We start from the raw sequence: 15788 nt of genomic DNA, 5'->3' as shown, positions 1-15788 counted from the left end.
GCAAGTAGAATTGGTACCGGTACGTTCAACAACGTCTATGGCGTGAATGGCAGCTACGTAACCGCCGGTCAGCAGGACTATGCCGAACGCATGAACCAAATTGAAAGTCAAAAGGAAGCCTATTATAAAGAGCTTGGTATTGCCCCAGGCGTACCGACAGAAAAAGGTGCCTACGGTGACCCGGAGAATACTGGCGTTGGCTATAACACGATTATCACCAATCTTGGCGACCACAGCGTGCCCGATGGCTGGGTACAGACGCCTAAGCATAACACCACAGATGGCAGCACACCGGGAACTCCGATAAGCTGGAATGATCCGAGCAATCCGGATGACCCACAGGCTGGCTATGGCTATATAGCCAATGACACGACAGCGGAGGAGACTTTCTTCTTCCATAGCGACCATTTGGGCAGCACTTCTTACATCACGGACGATAAGGGCAACATCACTCAGTATGATGCTTACCTTCCCTATGGTGAGCTGTTAGTGGACGAGCACTCTTCATCCGAGGAGATGCCGTATAAGTTCAATGGTAAGGAATTTGATGAGGAGACTGGACTGTACTACTACGGCGCAAGGTATATGGATCCTGTGGCAAGTATATGGTATGGGGTGGATCCACTGGTGGAAAAGTATGCAACAACGAGTGGATATGTTTATACGTTGAATAATCCTATCAAGTTAGGTGATTCAGATGGAAGAAAAGTAAAACTTACAAATAATGAAGAAGACTTAGCTGCTATACGTGAGACACTCCCCCATAGTTTAAGAGAATATATTACTGCTAATGATGGTTTTATTGATAAACAGAAAATGGAAGAGGGTCTTAACGCTATGGGTGATGACGTAAGTCTAAATTACAAATCATTGTTCGAAATTGTTGCAGATGATAGGACTGTGGAATTTTCATTGCTTGATAAACCACACGCTGTAAATGCAAGCGGCAATACGCCTAAACACATGATAACTTTTGGTCCTACTCTATATTTTGAGGCAGATAATATAGGAAATCCTGCAGAGTGGATTACTCAAGGAGGAACCAGTATCAGCTTAGCTCCTAAGAGTCATAAATGGACAAAATGGGATAGCATGCAAAGGGCTCGCCTCAATGAAGACGAATTACAGTTCTCCCCGAATGAGAACTACCAGGTGCAGATTAATAGTTCCATGTATAAGAATAATGCGACACACAAGAATGGAGCTAAGGCGGTAGCCCACGAGCTTTATGGTCATATTTTATATATGTTTAGAGGATGGGACTCCGCTCATGGTAGTAATAGAAAAGTTGATAATCAAAAATTAGAAAACTGGTTACAAAGAATAGGAAATGAAACAGACTACAACTTCGATCATTAGAACATTAATTTTTATAATGCTTATTTGCAAATTTAACAACATATATGCAATGAATCACAAGGATTCGTTGTATTTACCCTACTTTGTAAAAGACGGGAATGTATGTGTGCTGCATTCATCAGCCACGGATCATTACATTGAACGTGAATTGAGTGAATACATAGAACAAAAATTACCAATTATTAGATATGACTGTACATCCTTCCTTTTCTTTATACAAATGAAAATTAACAAAAAGGGGCAAGCAAAAAGGCTCAAGTTGCTAAATAGAAAAAGTTTCAAAAATAACATGTTAGCTTGGGAGGACGTAAAAAAAATCATTCGCAATATAGATTTCCATCCCGCTGTAAGAGGAAAGCCTATAAATTATGATCTAAAATTCTATTTGCGTTTGGTGTTTTATTAGGATACATTCGTAGATATGTTGACGAAGAAGGTTGGCAAGGAGACCACCTATACTTACGACAAGCGGCGCGAGCGGTTGCAGGACATGACACTTACGGGAAGCGGCAGCACACTGATGCAGAACAAGTACCGCTATGATGCTGTGGACAACATCCTCGGCATCACCAATGCCGCCAACCCGCAAGGACTGACAAAACTCAACAAGGCGAAGTTGGGAGGGGCAAGTACGCACAGCTACCAGTATGACGAGCTGAACCGCCTGATTCATGCCACGGGCAAGGCGAAGAGTGCAACCTATGATATGGCAATGACCTTCGGGCGGATGAGTGAGCCGCTCACAAAGGTGCAGAAGGTGGACTCCTCCCTCACAGCGAAATCCTATAACTTTGCTTACAAGTACGAGGATGATAGCCATCCCACCGCTCCCACACAGATAGGTCACGACCATTACACGTATGATGCCAACGGCAACCCAATACTCGTAACAAATGACAGTACAAATACTACAAGAGAAATGTACTGGGATGAGGACAACCGCCTGATGGTGTTAAGCGATAACGGCAAAACCTCAAGATATACCTATAACGCTGGTGGCGAACGCATCATGAAGAGCTACGGCACGATGGAGGGTGTGTACATCAACGGTGCACCACAAGGCATCACGTTCCATGAAACGGATAACTTTACGCTCTATCCAGCAAGCATCCTCACGGTCAACAAAAACCGTTTTACCAAGCATTACTTTATCGGTAGCCAGCGTATTGCAAGTAGAATTGGTACCGGTACGTTCAACAACGTCTATGGCGTGAATGGCAGCTACGTAACCGCCGGTCAGCAGGACTATGCCGAACGCATGAACCAAATTGAAAGTCAAAAGGAAGCCTACTATAAAGAGCTTGGTATCGCCCCGGGCGTACCGACAGAAAAAGGTGCCTACGGTGACCCGGAGAATACGGGCGTAGGCTACAACACTATCATCACCAACCTTGGTGACCATAGTGTGCCCGAAGGATGGATGCAGACTCCGAAACATAATACGGCAGAGGGCAGTACGCCGGGGACACCCATCAACTGGAATGAGCCGAGCACCCCTGACGACCCACAAGCAGGTTATGGCTATATCCCGAGCGACACGACTACGGAGGAGACTTTCTTCTTCCATAGTGACCATTTGGGTTCAACCTCTTACATCACGGACGATAAGGGCAACATCACTCAGTATGATGCTTACCTTCCCTATGGTGAGCTGTTAGTGGACGAGCACACATCATCCGAGGAAATGCCGTATAAGTTCAATGGTAAGGAATTTGATGAGGAGACTGGATTATACTATTATGGTGCAAGATACTTTGATCCGCGATTGAGTTTGTGGATGAGTACGGATAGATTTGCAGAAAAATATCCCAATTCATCACCTTATTCGTATTGTCTTGGAAATCCTTTGGGATCTATAGATATAAATGGAGATACATTAGATGTGTTGAACTCAAAAGGTGCTTATTTATTTACATTAGATAATCATCAATACAACCGTACTAAAATTACAGCTAAAAAATTGTATTCCCAAGGTGTTCAATGGTTTGAATCTACTGCAGATAATTATATGCAATTACTATCAGTGAATGCAGATATAAGAAATTCAGAAAGTTTTAAACATTTTTCTTGGCAAGATATAATAAATTTTGCAGAAACAGATAGAAATATGCTATCTTATAGGTCTCACGGCTCTGGGGATTGGAAAGCCAAAGGAAAGCCTGGCGATGGGTATCTTCTTGTAGAAGTTGAAGGTATACCTTATTGGACTGACGCTATTGGACAGATTCCATTTGCACTTAATGATTATAGGAATTATTATAAAAACAGTTTTGATTCTGAATTTGCAGCTATAAGTACTATTGCGGATGGTGCTCAATTCGCTAATGGCAGTCTGTTGAATATAATATTTCCTTCTTATGACTACAGTAATACGTATGATAATGCTATGATTAGAAGAGCTGTTAACTGGGCTAAGCAAAGATATTATAAGAGCGTTGAACATACATATTTCTTAGGTTTTGATTTTCCAAATTGGGTGATGAAAAAAAATGATTATCCAGCAAGCAATATGTCAGTTTATACTTTAAAATCAAAATGAAGATTGAAGTAAAAAAAATATTATCCATTATTTTGTCGTCTTTAGCTTATATTACCGCGACATCCTTTGTTCAGTATAGATACAAAAATAGTTTTGATGTTGGAGAAGGTATTCTTTACTTCTACAGTAATACATTATATTTAATAGGATTCATTGTTACTTTCCTTATGTATGGAATTTCAATGATGCGAAAATGGATATCTTCCATTATAGGTGCTATCTACATGGTTTGGTATATATGTACTTGGGTTGATTGTATGGATTACATGCCGTATGAGGCTCCATTTTACATAGCATTCGGATTATTTTTGTTCATAATCGAAGAGTTAATATTAAAATTTCTATACAAAAGTGAACAATAATATAACTCAAGGGGTCTTCATATTGGCCTTCCGTTTCTCCAGGCCAAGTCGAGAACTTCTTTAGTTATAAAAGAACTTTTACTAATGTTTTCTCATAGTGCCATCGTAACCTCTTTGAATAGTCGTTCTGACAAATCTTCGAAGCTAGTTCCTTCTGGTATCTTTCCACCTGCCAACTCATTGGCTACCTTTGACATGCATACCGCTCCGACAGCAGCCATAGTCGACAGATTCAGCTTATTGGCAATGTAAGTTGTTAGTCTTGTCAGCAATCTCTCTATTTCAAGTTTGTCTGTAATCATAAGTCTAAAATTAATTGTTTAATTCCTTTTTCTGTACAAAAGCAGTATTGTATGTACTCCGGGCCAGGATATTTCAACTGTTTTGCCAACTTGTTGAGGTTAGTGCTATTGGCGTATGCGTTGCCATAGCTCCTACGATATTCCTGTAATATGGCATCCACACGTGAGTCCGCAACAGGACCGATGACAATGTCATAGTCATGCTTGTAGGCATGAAGAGTACTCTTTTCTCTGTTCCTTAGCACAAAGAGTGCCCATTCCGCGGACTTGCCATCGAATTTCTTTATTCTAACATCGGCGGGGCATCTTGATGGGTTAAAGATGAAAGGTGACACCTCTGGACTGCCATCGCCCATAATGGCTGTTGTTCTTTGCGCCATGGCGACTGTACGAGTATAATCCTTAGTCAGATAGAAACTACGACCAAAGTCCTTGAAGTCTTTGCTCTTTGACAAGTCTATTCTGGTAATCAGTTGGTTACTGCCGTGATAGAGAATCATAGACGACCACCGTTATTTGCACATACACGTGAGACATCATTGACAATCTCATGATTGCTGAGGGTCTTCTCAATGTCTTGGTATTGGCGCATGAAGTCCATCCCCTTGAAAGTCACGATATAGTTGTAAGCCTTAGTGAGAGGAATCTTCTTCTCATCGGCAAAGTTGTTGATAACAGAAACAATAAATTCGCTTTCCTCTTGGTTAAAGCCAGCTTTGTCAACAACGTTAATCTGCAATGCCGACCCAATCTTGCCAAGAATGAAAGATGCCACCTCTGGCGTTATCGGTGCTCCATGCTCAATCTTTGACACACGAGACTCCTTAAACCTATCAGCTTTCCAAGCTGGGCTTGCGTAAGGCCTTTCTTCTTTCGTTCCTCGCGTATAATCATTCCTAAGCTCTTGTTTTCCATATCACTCATCATTTGATGTTTGGTGCAAAAATAAACAAAACTTTCCATATTAGGAAAGTTTGGCAAAAGAAAATCGTGTTTTAAAAGGTTAAATAAAAAGTATAATTCCTTAATATTTCAAAACTGCACATAGAGAAATAGTCTCTGATTACCCTTAAACAATATCCTTATTCCTTGCACATTTTTGTACCATTTACCCCGTAACTATTTGAAAATCAAGCAACATTATATTTCCACATGAACAGCGTCGTCCGCCAGCTGTTGGAGCAGAATACCGACGTTGTGATGGTAGATACCGGCGACAGCTACGAGGGTATATGTCGATATTTCAAAGGTACTTACATCTCTTACTCTAAGGAGAAGCCCATCTCGATGAACCCGTTCAAGATTACGGACACCGAGTACGCCCAGAACTTCGGAGAGAAGAAGAACTTCCTCAAGTCGCTCATATTCCTCATCTTTAAGGGCAGCGAGGCACCCACGAAGATAGAGGACATGATCATCAACCAGACCATCGTCGAGTACTACGTGTCGTACTTCACCCCGTTCAAGGAGTTCTCCGACGCAGAGCGCGACCAACTCCGCAAGCGTCTGCTTCTTGAGGACAAGAAGAACGGCACCTACGAGAAGCACAGCAAGGAACTCGAAGAAAAATACAAACATACAGAGTATGACTATGAAACAGACATGCCCACCTCCGAAACATTCGAAGATCCATCTGCCTTTGGCGGACAGGATACTGAATACGGTCCTATCCATACTGCTGATGGCAGTCGTATGGCCGATGACGGTCATCTACATACTGCTGAGGAAAAGGAAGCCTACGCACGAATCCAGCGGAAGGTGAACAAGCTCCACGACCTCATCAACGACAAGGCCGCAACCGACGGCGAGAAGGTTGCCGCCAACCGCCAGCTCATGCGCCTCATGCCGCAACTCATCGAGGGCAACTACCTCGTCACCATCGAGCAGCGCATCGACCGCATGGAGAAGCAGCGGCAGAAGATGCACGTGGACAACCTCAGCTTCAACAGCTACTATGAGTTCGCCATCGAGCGCATCCCGCAGATTATGCGGGAGAAGAGCATCACCTTCGACATCGATAACTTCGCTGCCATCCTGGAGCAGTTCTATAAAGGCGGAGAGCTCGAGCACACACTAAACAACGACGTGGATGCCAGCCTCTTTGACGAGAAGTTCATCGTCTTCGAGATTGACAAGATCAAGGACGACCCCGTGCTGTTCCCCATCGTCGTGCTCATCATCATGGACGTGTTCCTACAGAAAATGCGCATCAAGAAAGGCCGCAAGGCACTCATCATCGAGGAAGCGTGGAAGGCAATCAGCTCGCCAACCATGGCAGAATACATCAAGTATCTTTATAAGACGGTGAGAAAGTTCCACGGCATAGCAGGAGTAGTAACGCAGGAGCTAAACGATGTCATCGACAGCCCCATCGTCAAGGAAGCCATCATCAACAACTCTGACGTGAAAATCCTCCTCGACCAATCTAAGTTCAAGGACAGATATGATGCCATCAGTGCCATTCTCGGACTGACACAGGTGCAGAAACAGCAGATCTTCACCGTCAATGCCTTGAACAACCACGAAGGACGGAACTACTTCAAGGAGGTGTGGATATGTCGCGGCCAGTACTCCGATGTCTATGGCGTGGAGGAACCGCCAGAATGCTACTGGGCCTACACCACTGAGCGCGTCGAGAAGGAAGCCTTGAAAGTCTATGAGCGGCACTACGGAGACATCCAGACCGCTATCACGAAAATTGAGGAAGACCGCAAGAAGTTGGGCATCAAGAAGTACCTCGACTTTGCGGTCAAAGTGAACAAACAACAGAAAATCATGCCACTATGGGACAAATCAGACTGATACAGACAAAGCCAAAAGACAGCAACAGAGGCCGTTGTATAGTTACAGCGGCACTGCTTTTCTTTGTCACCACGCAATCCTTTGCCGGATGGCGCCTTGTCATAGATACCAAGACCATCGCACAGGTCTCAGCCAACGCCGCCGCACAGAAAGCCATCGAGGACAAACACAACGAGCGTCTGGACACCATCTCCGACAAGCAGAAAAAGATCTTGCAGTACACCGCCACCATGGAAGGCATCAAGGAACTCTACCACCTGACGATGACCAACGTCCGCGGTTTCGGTGAGGAGACCGCCTACTACAAGGAGATCTTCCAGCTCAGTGCCGACATCCTCACCTCCGTGCCCACGGTGACGAAGTACATCCTCACGCATCCCGTGAAGAACCATATCCTCTGCCTGAACGAGCTCTCCGATGTCGTCATCGAGACCGAAGGCCTTATCCATGACTTCATCGACGTGGTGAACAACGGCAAGATACGGCTGCCCGACAATCCCATCATCCGTCAGAAAATACCCAGCGGCGGCGGACGCTACAACATGGGACAAGGCGACGGTTACAACTTCATGGATCGCTACACCCGTCTGACTATGGCCAACAAGATCTACTCCCATCTGTTGGAGATGAAGTACCGGATGGACGTAATGGTGATGATGTGTCAGTTCGGCAGCTGGGGCGAGGTATTCTTTGCCATCGACCCCGAGAGCTGGGCCGCCGTCTATCAGGCGAGCAGCATGGTGGACGGGATTATCAGAGACTGGAATAACCTTGGAACATAGAACTATTATGAAGTACCATACCCTTATCATCTGCATCCTGGCCGTTGCCATCCTCTACCCGTCGAAAGCCCATGCCTTCGACTACCCCAACGACCAGCCCACCATCGAGGCCCTGATCTCGCTGCACAAGCTCATCAAGAAGGAAGAGGAGAAGGCACTGGAGAAGGTAGCAGTAAGCTATGGCGAGCAGAGTCTCGTCACCAAGGGCGCAACGAAGTTCAACGACGTGCGCATGACGCTGAACTCCAAGCTCAACAACGCCTACAGCTACGTCATCCTCGGCGCGGCACTCGCCTCTACGGGCACAGACCTCTACCGTCTTATCGCCCAGTATGCCACGTTCACGAAGAACACCGCCAAGTACGCCTTCAAGAAGCCGGCAGTGATGTGGTATTATACCGAGGCCAACTACGCCTGTGCGCGAGAGATAAAGAACATCAAGGCTCTCTACGCCACCCTTACCGCCAGCGGACTGAACCTCATGCGTGCCAGCATGGACGAGAAACTGGAGCTTGTCAACACCCTCCACAGCTATATCTCCAACATGCTCGGCATCATCGACTCCGCCAATCTCTGGTGCAGTATCGTTGCCATGGGCGGCTTCCATTACGACTACATCTGGGACATCCTCAACAGTGATGTCAAGGATGAGATCGCAAAACAAGTCATTGACAAGTGGTACGGGGCGTAGCCTCTACTATTTGGTATCACATATAAAAGTCAAATCTAAATCTCACAGTCAAAGAATCAACCATCAAAGCGACAATACCATGAAACACATTCTTTCTTCCATAATCATAATTGTCTGTTTAGCTCTCGCTTTCCTCTTTGTGGGAAGCGGGAGCGCTTATGCGCAAAAGAAAGTGCACGATTCACAGAAGGAGAAACAGTGGCGGAGCATGGAGACCGGTCCTTGGGACTTCGAGCCCGGCTGGTACTACTACTTCCTCCACAAGAACTACTCCGGTGCCGAGACCTACTGGAAGTGGTCCGGCTTCAAGTCCGGCTACCGTGTCCGCTTCAAGGAACACAAGTCCAACGTCAAGACCATTATGCCGCGCCGCATCGCCCAGGAGGAGCTGCAGAAGGAAAAAGTCAAGAAAGCCGAGGAAGAGCATGTCAAGGTCAAGGAGATGCACGACGAGGAAGTCGTCCGTGCCGCCGACCGCAACGTCGACCTTGTCTACTCCTCCTTCAAGGATGACTTCAACCGTATGCAGGGAGCCATCACCGAGGGACTCTCTTACTGCCTTACCAAAAGCAAAGGAAAGCTGTACCCTCAGGTTAACGAGTTCCAGCGCCAGAACGACATGATCTGCCAGTCCATCGCCTACACCCACAAACAGGGCATTGGCAACGAACTTGAAAACTCCAAGCGTCAGGAAGCCTACGTGGAGTACAAGAAGCAGATGGAAGAACTCGTCTCACGGGTGGCCCATCTTGTAGGAATGGCACAGCAATATTATTAACCTTGAAAACCACAGAACCATGACAGACATACTATTATCAAGTTCAATGTTCATCAATCAGCTGCTGACGATGGGCCTCCCTGCCATCGACGACAGTCTGATGCGCCTGTTGACGGCCATGGAGACCTTTCCCAAGTCCGCCGTCCTTGGCAGTGCCATCAGCTTTGCCAAGATGCTCGGCCTGTTGCTTGCCCTCTGCATGGGCTCCTACGAGTGCTGGATGATGATGCTCGGCCGCCGCGGCATGGACGTGATGAAACTCGCCCGTATCATCGGCCTCTCCCTGTGTATCACCTACAGCAGCTATATCTGCATGTCGCTCAAGATACCCGGCAAGGGCCTGGAGGACGTGACCCGTCAGATGGCACAGAGCAAGAACCGGGAAGTGGCGGCCCTGGAGCTGAAAGTTGCCCAGAAGCAGGACGACTACCTCAAACGTCTCCGTCAGGTCCAGGACAGTATCGAGACCGCCAAGCAGGTGCAGGAGATCGGTGAGGATGCCCACTGGTGGGATAAGCTCATTTATAACATGGAGAACCTCGGCTCCACCATCAACAACTACGCCCAGCGTGCCGCCGTTGCCGCCGAGACCAAGGTCAGCGAGTGGATCAACGACGTGATACGCTTCGTCGGCGAGCTCATCTTCCAGATGTCCTACTACGGCATGCTCGTCGCCCAGCGCATCTTCATGACCATCCTCGCCACCTTTGCCCCGATCATGTTCGCCTTGAGCATCGTACCGCCATGGAGCAACGCCTGGGCCCAGTGGATGGGCAAGTACCTGTCGCTTTCCTTATGGGGCTTTGTCGTGTACTTCTGCCTCTACTACATTGATTTCATCCTGATGTATAACCTTATGGAAGACATCAAGGCCTACGACACCCTGCTTCGCGGTACTGTGAACTCATGGCAGCAGATCGGTGCGCTTGGCTTGCAGGGCATCGGCTCCAACTGTATGTACGCCATGGGCATGCTCGTGGGAGCCTACGTCCTCCGCTTCGTGCCCGAAGTCGCCTCGTGGCTCATTCCCGGCGGCATCAGTTCCAGCGCGGGAACCGCATCCGGCAGTATGGCCCAGACCCTTGTCTTTGGTGGCGCCAGCTACGCAATGGGTGCTGCAACAACCACTGTCGCCGCAGGAGCCGCCGCAGCCACCGGCACCGCCTCCATCATCGGAGCCGCCCAGCAGTCCCACAGCGACGGTGGCAGTGGCTTCAACCAAACCGCCCGTACTATCATGGCTCAGACTAGATTGGGAACATCCTACAGTCGTGGTGCCGATTCCGCCCGCAGTATAAACAATGTGGGCAAGTCCGACTCCAACTACAGACCCGGAGGAGCCGAGGGGAGTTAAAAGTTAGGAGATAGGAGTTAGGAGTTGTCAAGCCATGCGAGATAGCTCCGACTCCTAACCCTAATTCAAAAACTCATAAACTGCTAACTTAAAAACTCAATAACTCCTAACTATTATGCTGATCCAATCCTTAGAACAGAAAACAAAACTGGCTCTGATGACCGTCGTCCTCACGTTGGCGGCATGCACGGTCATCTGCATCTTCACTGTCTATCAGAGTTCCAAGCTTGTCAGTGAGGAGCGCAGTCAGATCTATATCCTCGACGGTGACATTCCCTTCCTTGCCGAGCGCAGTCTGCAAGAAGCCAACTTCGTGATGGAAGCCAAGGCACATATCCAGCTCTTCCACCAGTACTTCTTCAACCTTCCGCCCGATGACGACTACATCAAGTGGACCCTCGGCAAGGCACTCTACATGGCTGACGGTACGGCGATGAAGCAGAAACAGGCCATGGAAGAGAACGGGTTCTACTCCGACATCATATCAAGCAGTGCCGTCTGCACCATCAAATGCGACTCCATCCAGTTCAACGAGCACGACAAGAAGTTCAAGTACTTCGGCACACAGCTCATCAAGCGTCGCAGCCGTGACCTCAAACGCTCCATCATCACCGTGGGTGAGATAGAGAACGTGCCAAGGACACAGAACAATCCCCACGGACTGCTCATCACCAACTGGAGAACACTTGAGAACAAAGATTTGGATTATTAGGAGCCTTTCCCTAAGCCATATTCTAAAGACGTACCCCGACCTCCCTAAAATGGAGTAAAAAGGTACAATTAAATAAAAAATAATTTTATGTACCATGAAGATTTTTAAACGCACCAAAGCAAAGAAAGACGCCAAGATAGCGGAAGGCATCAAGTCACTGACCGACAAGTTCAAGCTCAAGGACAAGATAGCCAAAGCCAACCAATGGGCGGACAAGCATAAGAAAAGAGTGTCCGTCATCACCATCAGTATGCTCATGCTCTCACTGATTGTCGGCACGTGGCTCACCCTTACCTCCACCTACAACGAGTCCGACATGATGAGCGGTCTGTCCGACGTGAAACCCGCCTTCGATGGCATCCGCCGCATCCAGCGTCTGAAGTCCATGCAGGTGGACCAGACCGTAGAGCTCACCAACAAAGGCCAGCAGCTCAAGCACGACCTCGACTCCCTCGTCCGTCTGCCCGTCAAGAGCCATAAGGACTCTGTGGACATCATGGTGAAGTACCGCCAGTTGGAACTCGTGGTAAAGTACCTCGACAATAAGCAATAAACCAATCACAATAAAAAAGTATGATATGAACTTACAGAAACTCAAGCGTCTGAACCTCAGACAACCCAAGTACATTTTCCCTCTGGTCATCTTCCTGCCCCTGTTGGGGCTCATCTACTTTGGCATGGAGACCTTCAAGGGCAACGGCAAGACTGCCGGGAACGTCGTCACCGATTCCATCAACATGAGCATCCCCGATGCCCGTGGTGAGGGCATGGACAACAAGATGACGGCGATGAACAAGCACTTCGCCGAGGACGGAGCCTTTACCGCCGTTGACGGCATCGGCGACGAGTACGAGCAGAAGGACACCACCGGCAGTGGCTACAACGACGAGGAGCGGCAGCGCATCGATGCCGTCAATGCCGAACGCCTCCGTCAGCTGAAAGCCGAGGAGGACCTCCGTGAGCGTCAGCGTGCCAACATGAACCGTATCAACGGCTATGGCAGAGGCTATGGAAATGATGGCTATGGCAGCAGCGGCAGGAGCCAGCAGGAGGACCTTAACGCCTATGCCCGTGAGCTCGACCGCATCCAGAACCGCAGTATGGAACGCCAGCGGCAGTACCAGGCCGAACAGGACCGCCGAGACAAGGAAGAGGAAGCCGAGGAGAAACGCCAGCGGCAGGAGATGATCGACGCGCTCACCGGCAACACCAAGAAGAAAGGCAAGAAAGAAGAGAAGGCAGAAATCGTAGAAAAGGTCAAGGAGGACAACTCCGAGAAGTTCAACACCGTTGCCAGTACCGAGAATGTCGACGAGCCGCTCATCAAGGCGATGATAGACCGCACGACCAAGGCACGTGAGGGCACCCGTCTCCGCTTCAAGCTCCTCGACGACGTGACCGTGAAGGGCATCCGACTGAAGAAGGGCTCCTACCTCTACGGCATCGTCACCGGCTTCGGACAGCAGCGTGTCAAGGCGAGCATCACCAGCATCCTTGTCGGCAACAAGTTCATAAAGGTCAACCTCAGTGTCTTCGACAACGACGGCATGGAAGGTTTCTACGTTCCCGAATCCACGTTCCGTGAGATGGTGAAGGACGCAGGCTCCAATGTCGCTGCCCAGAGTGTCCAGTTCGACGTGAACGGCACCGGCAGTCTGTCCCCGGAGATCATCGCCCTGCAGGCCTTGCAAAATATGTATCAGTCTGCCAGTTCCGCCGTGTCGAAAAACATCCGCAAGAACAAAGCCAAAATCAAGTACAACACCATTGTCTACCTTATAAACACACAGAACGAATGAAAAAGATTATCATCATGGCACTGATGGTTGTCGCCATCCTGCCAACCCATGCAGAAAACACCATTACAGTTGAAGGCCTCACAAATAGTGAGAAGAAAGAGAAAAATGACACTCTCCGCATCCGCTACATCCACCGTCTCACGGAGGATGATGCCCGTATCTTCGAGCGCAACCTACAGAAGACAGTTATCTATGTCAATGACCAGGTTACCACTCATCTCATCATGCCGGAGAACATCAAGCTCGTGGACATCTCCACTGACAAGCTCGTCGGCAACCAGTGTGCCGACAACATTGTCCGCTTGAAGCCCAAGGCCACGCTGATGGACAACGAACTCGCAGGAACGGTAACGGTCATCGGCGAGCGCCATATCGCCCAGTTCACCGTCTACTACACGAAAGCCCCGAAGCGTGCCCACTCCGTCTATACCGTCGGACAAGAGGACATCCGCGACTACACCAACCCTGATGTGAGCATGACACGGGGTGATATGTCGCGTCTGTGCTGGTCCATCTTCATGAGTCGTCGCAAGTGCTTCCGTGTGCACGGCAAACAGTATGGCATCCGTGCGCAGGTGAACAACATCTACACCGTCGGCGACTACTTCTTCATCGACTTCTCATTGGAGAACAGGAGCAACATCAAGTACGACATTGCCGAGATCCGCCTGAAACTGATGGACAAGAAAGAGCTGAAAGCGACGAACTCACAGACCATAGAGCTCACGCCCGTCTATATGGTCAACCATGCCGACCATTTCACGAAGTCTTACCGCAATGTCATTGTGCTGAAGAAACTCACCTTCCCCGAAGAGAAGAAACTTCGTCTTGAAATCACCGAGGATCAGATCAGCGGCCGTGTCAGCTACCTCGACATCAACTACCGTGACATCCTTAATGCCGACTCCTTCTCGCCGGATCTTTTAATCAATCTCCACTGATATCCGGTTGCGTTCGTAGGGACGGGGTTTATCCCCGTCCTAACCCCTACCGTGAGCGCTATTCTATAATCCTCAAATTCTTGATAATTCCCTTGATATGGAAGAAACCCGTGAACAACAACAGATGTACAGCATGTTCCGCTCATGCATCTATCTGATACTGATCATAGAGATTGTGATGAACCTGCCCATCACCTCCGACAACCGCATGGTCGCCTTCGTCCTTGAGCTCTTCCACCGCTTCAAGGTCTTCGACTCCGTGGCTGTCTGCAAGGTGATGGAACTCATCTGTATTACCGTTACCTGTATCGGAACGAGAGCGCGCAAGAGTTTGAAATGGAACCTCAAGACAATGGTGCTCTATCCCGTCCTTGCCGGAGCATCTATGCTCGTCATGTGCTTCATCTTCTATGATATGCCACTCAACGGCTCATTCGCCGGTTATTCCCTCAACCGTTGCCTCTATGTCCTCTGCTCCGTCACCGGCACGATGCTCATCCACCAGGGCTTAGATGCCATCGCCAAATATTTGGGCATGAAGATTGGCGATGACAAATGGAATTTCGAAAACGAGAGCTTCGAGCAGAGCCGGAACAAGGAAGAGAACGAGTACAGTGTCAATATCCCTATGGTCTACTACTATAAGAAGCGTCTGAACCACGGATGGATCAACATCATCAATCCCTTCCGTGCCACCATCGTCTTGGGAACGCCCGGATCCGGTAAGTCCTTCGGCATCATCGACCCGTTCATCCGCCAACACTCAGCCAAAGGTTTTGCCATGATGGTCTATGACTACAAGTTCCCGGCTTTGGCAAGGAACCTCTTCTACCAGTACTGCAAGAACCGCAAACAGGGCAAGCTGCCCCCGAACTGTGGCTTCCGCATCGTCAACTTCACCGACGTGGAATATAGTAATCGTGTGAACCCCATCCAACGGAAGTACATTCCCGATTTGGCGGCAGCCTCCGAGACGGCGGCCACACTGCTTGCCTCTCTGAACAAGGGTGGTGGTGAGAAGAAAGGCGGAAGCGAGGCCTTCTTCCAGAACTCCGCCGAGAACTTCCTTGCCGCTATCATCTACTTCTTTGTCAACTTCCACCCCACCGGCTATAAGAACGGCAAGAAACTCACACGCTATGTACTGTGGAATAACCGGAAGCTTCGCCTTGTCATACGCAGTTGGAGAGACTATAAGGCTTTGGATGAGCGGGGCAACGTTGTCCTTGACTTTATCGACTGCAACGTAACCATTCAATTTAGGCCGTCCTGTAATCAAACAAAAAATCCCGAGGTTATTCCCGGGATTTTTTGTATTGGTATGGCAGAAGTTGTATGATCTCATCTTCATCCATATTGTCTCTTAG

The 15788-nt window shown here is 48.5% G+C and carries 12 protein-coding genes and 2 pseudogenes; 12 read left to right on the top strand and 2 right to left on the bottom strand.

The annotated features are described in order from the left end of the window. Positions 1-1359, top strand: a 1359-nt coding sequence (locus NG346_RS13425; protein WP_262288869.1) for an RHS repeat domain-containing protein, incomplete at its 5' end; no start/stop codon positions are given. A gap of 706 nt (positions 1360-2065) precedes the next feature. Continuing rightward, on the top strand, positions 2066-3898 hold the full coding sequence (locus NG346_RS13420) for an RHS repeat-associated core domain-containing protein (protein ID WP_262288870.1): 1833 nt from the start codon (positions 2066-2068) through the stop codon (positions 3896-3898). A 660-nt stretch (positions 3899-4558) separates the two neighbouring features. On the opposite strand, the gene NG346_RS13415 is transcribed toward NG346_RS13420, so the two are convergent. Next, positions 4559-5062: a DUF3990 domain-containing protein gene (locus NG346_RS13415; RefSeq protein WP_262288868.1), complete on the bottom strand. Its 504-nt coding sequence runs from the start codon at positions 5060-5062 to the stop codon at positions 4559-4561. Continuing rightward, positions 5059-5376 carry a DUF3791 domain-containing protein gene (locus tag NG346_RS13410; protein WP_262288867.1) on the bottom strand — a complete coding sequence of 106 codons (318 nt, stop codon included), beginning with the start codon at positions 5374-5376 and terminating at the stop codon, positions 5059-5061. Before NG346_RS13410 ends, NG346_RS13415 begins: the two co-directional genes overlap by 4 nt. Positions 5377-5708: 332 nt before the next feature. Here NG346_RS13410 and NG346_RS13405 point away from each other — a divergent pair. The 10 genes and pseudogenes from NG346_RS13405 to NG346_RS13360 all read left to right on the top strand — a co-directional run. Beyond that, positions 5709-7364: pseudogene (locus NG346_RS13405) on the top strand (TraG family conjugative transposon ATPase); the annotation flags it as partial. Beyond that, positions 7346-8146 carry a hypothetical protein gene (locus NG346_RS13400; protein WP_262280826.1) on the top strand — a complete coding sequence of 267 codons (801 nt, stop codon included), beginning with the start codon at positions 7346-7348 and terminating at the stop codon, positions 8144-8146. The pseudogene NG346_RS13405 and the gene NG346_RS13400, both read left to right, overlap by 19 nt. Positions 8147-8153: 7 nt before the next feature. After that, positions 8154-8837: a hypothetical protein gene (locus NG346_RS13395; RefSeq protein WP_262280827.1), complete on the top strand. Its 684-nt coding sequence runs from the start codon at positions 8154-8156 to the stop codon at positions 8835-8837. Positions 8838-8916: 79 nt separating this feature from the next. Continuing rightward, positions 8917-9615 (top strand): DUF5045 domain-containing protein, encoded by a 699-nt coding sequence (locus tag NG346_RS13390; RefSeq protein WP_262280828.1) that lies wholly within the window; start codon positions 8917-8919, stop codon positions 9613-9615. Positions 9616-9661: 46 nt separating this feature from the next. Then, positions 9662-10969, top strand: a complete 1308-nt coding sequence (locus tag NG346_RS13385; RefSeq protein ID WP_449727799.1) for a hypothetical protein — start codon at positions 9662-9664, stop codon at positions 10967-10969. A gap of 115 nt (positions 10970-11084) precedes the next feature. After that, entirely contained in the window at positions 11085-11681 is a 597-nt protein-coding gene (gene traK / locus NG346_RS13380; RefSeq protein ID WP_154533281.1) for a conjugative transposon protein TraK, read from the top strand. A gap of 94 nt (positions 11682-11775) precedes the next feature. Beyond that, complete coding sequence (locus NG346_RS13375; RefSeq protein WP_223929575.1) at positions 11776-12234, top strand: hypothetical protein; 459 nt, start codon at positions 11776-11778, stop codon at positions 12232-12234. 25 nt (positions 12235-12259) lie between these two features. Beyond that, the gene (traM, locus tag NG346_RS13370) at positions 12260-13480 is read left to right on the top strand and encodes a conjugative transposon protein TraM (protein ID WP_262288865.1); all 1221 of its coding nucleotides are present in this window, start codon (positions 12260-12262) and stop codon (positions 13478-13480) included. Then, positions 13477-14421, top strand: coding sequence for a conjugative transposon protein TraN (gene traN, locus NG346_RS13365; RefSeq protein WP_262288864.1), 945 nt, complete (start codon positions 13477-13479; stop codon positions 14419-14421). Before traM ends, traN begins: the two co-directional genes overlap by 4 nt. A gap of 97 nt (positions 14422-14518) precedes the next feature. Continuing rightward, positions 14519-15661: pseudogene (locus tag NG346_RS13360) on the top strand (YWFCY domain-containing protein); the annotation flags it as partial. Positions 15662-15788: the final 127 nt, after the last annotated feature.

Source organism: Hallella absiana (assembly GCF_025457485.1).
In the GTDB taxonomy this organism is placed as follows: domain Bacteria; phylum Bacteroidota; class Bacteroidia; order Bacteroidales; family Bacteroidaceae; genus Prevotella; species Prevotella absiana.
Note: the sequence above shows the minus strand (reverse complement) of the source record. Positions and strands in the feature narration are given on the sequence as shown.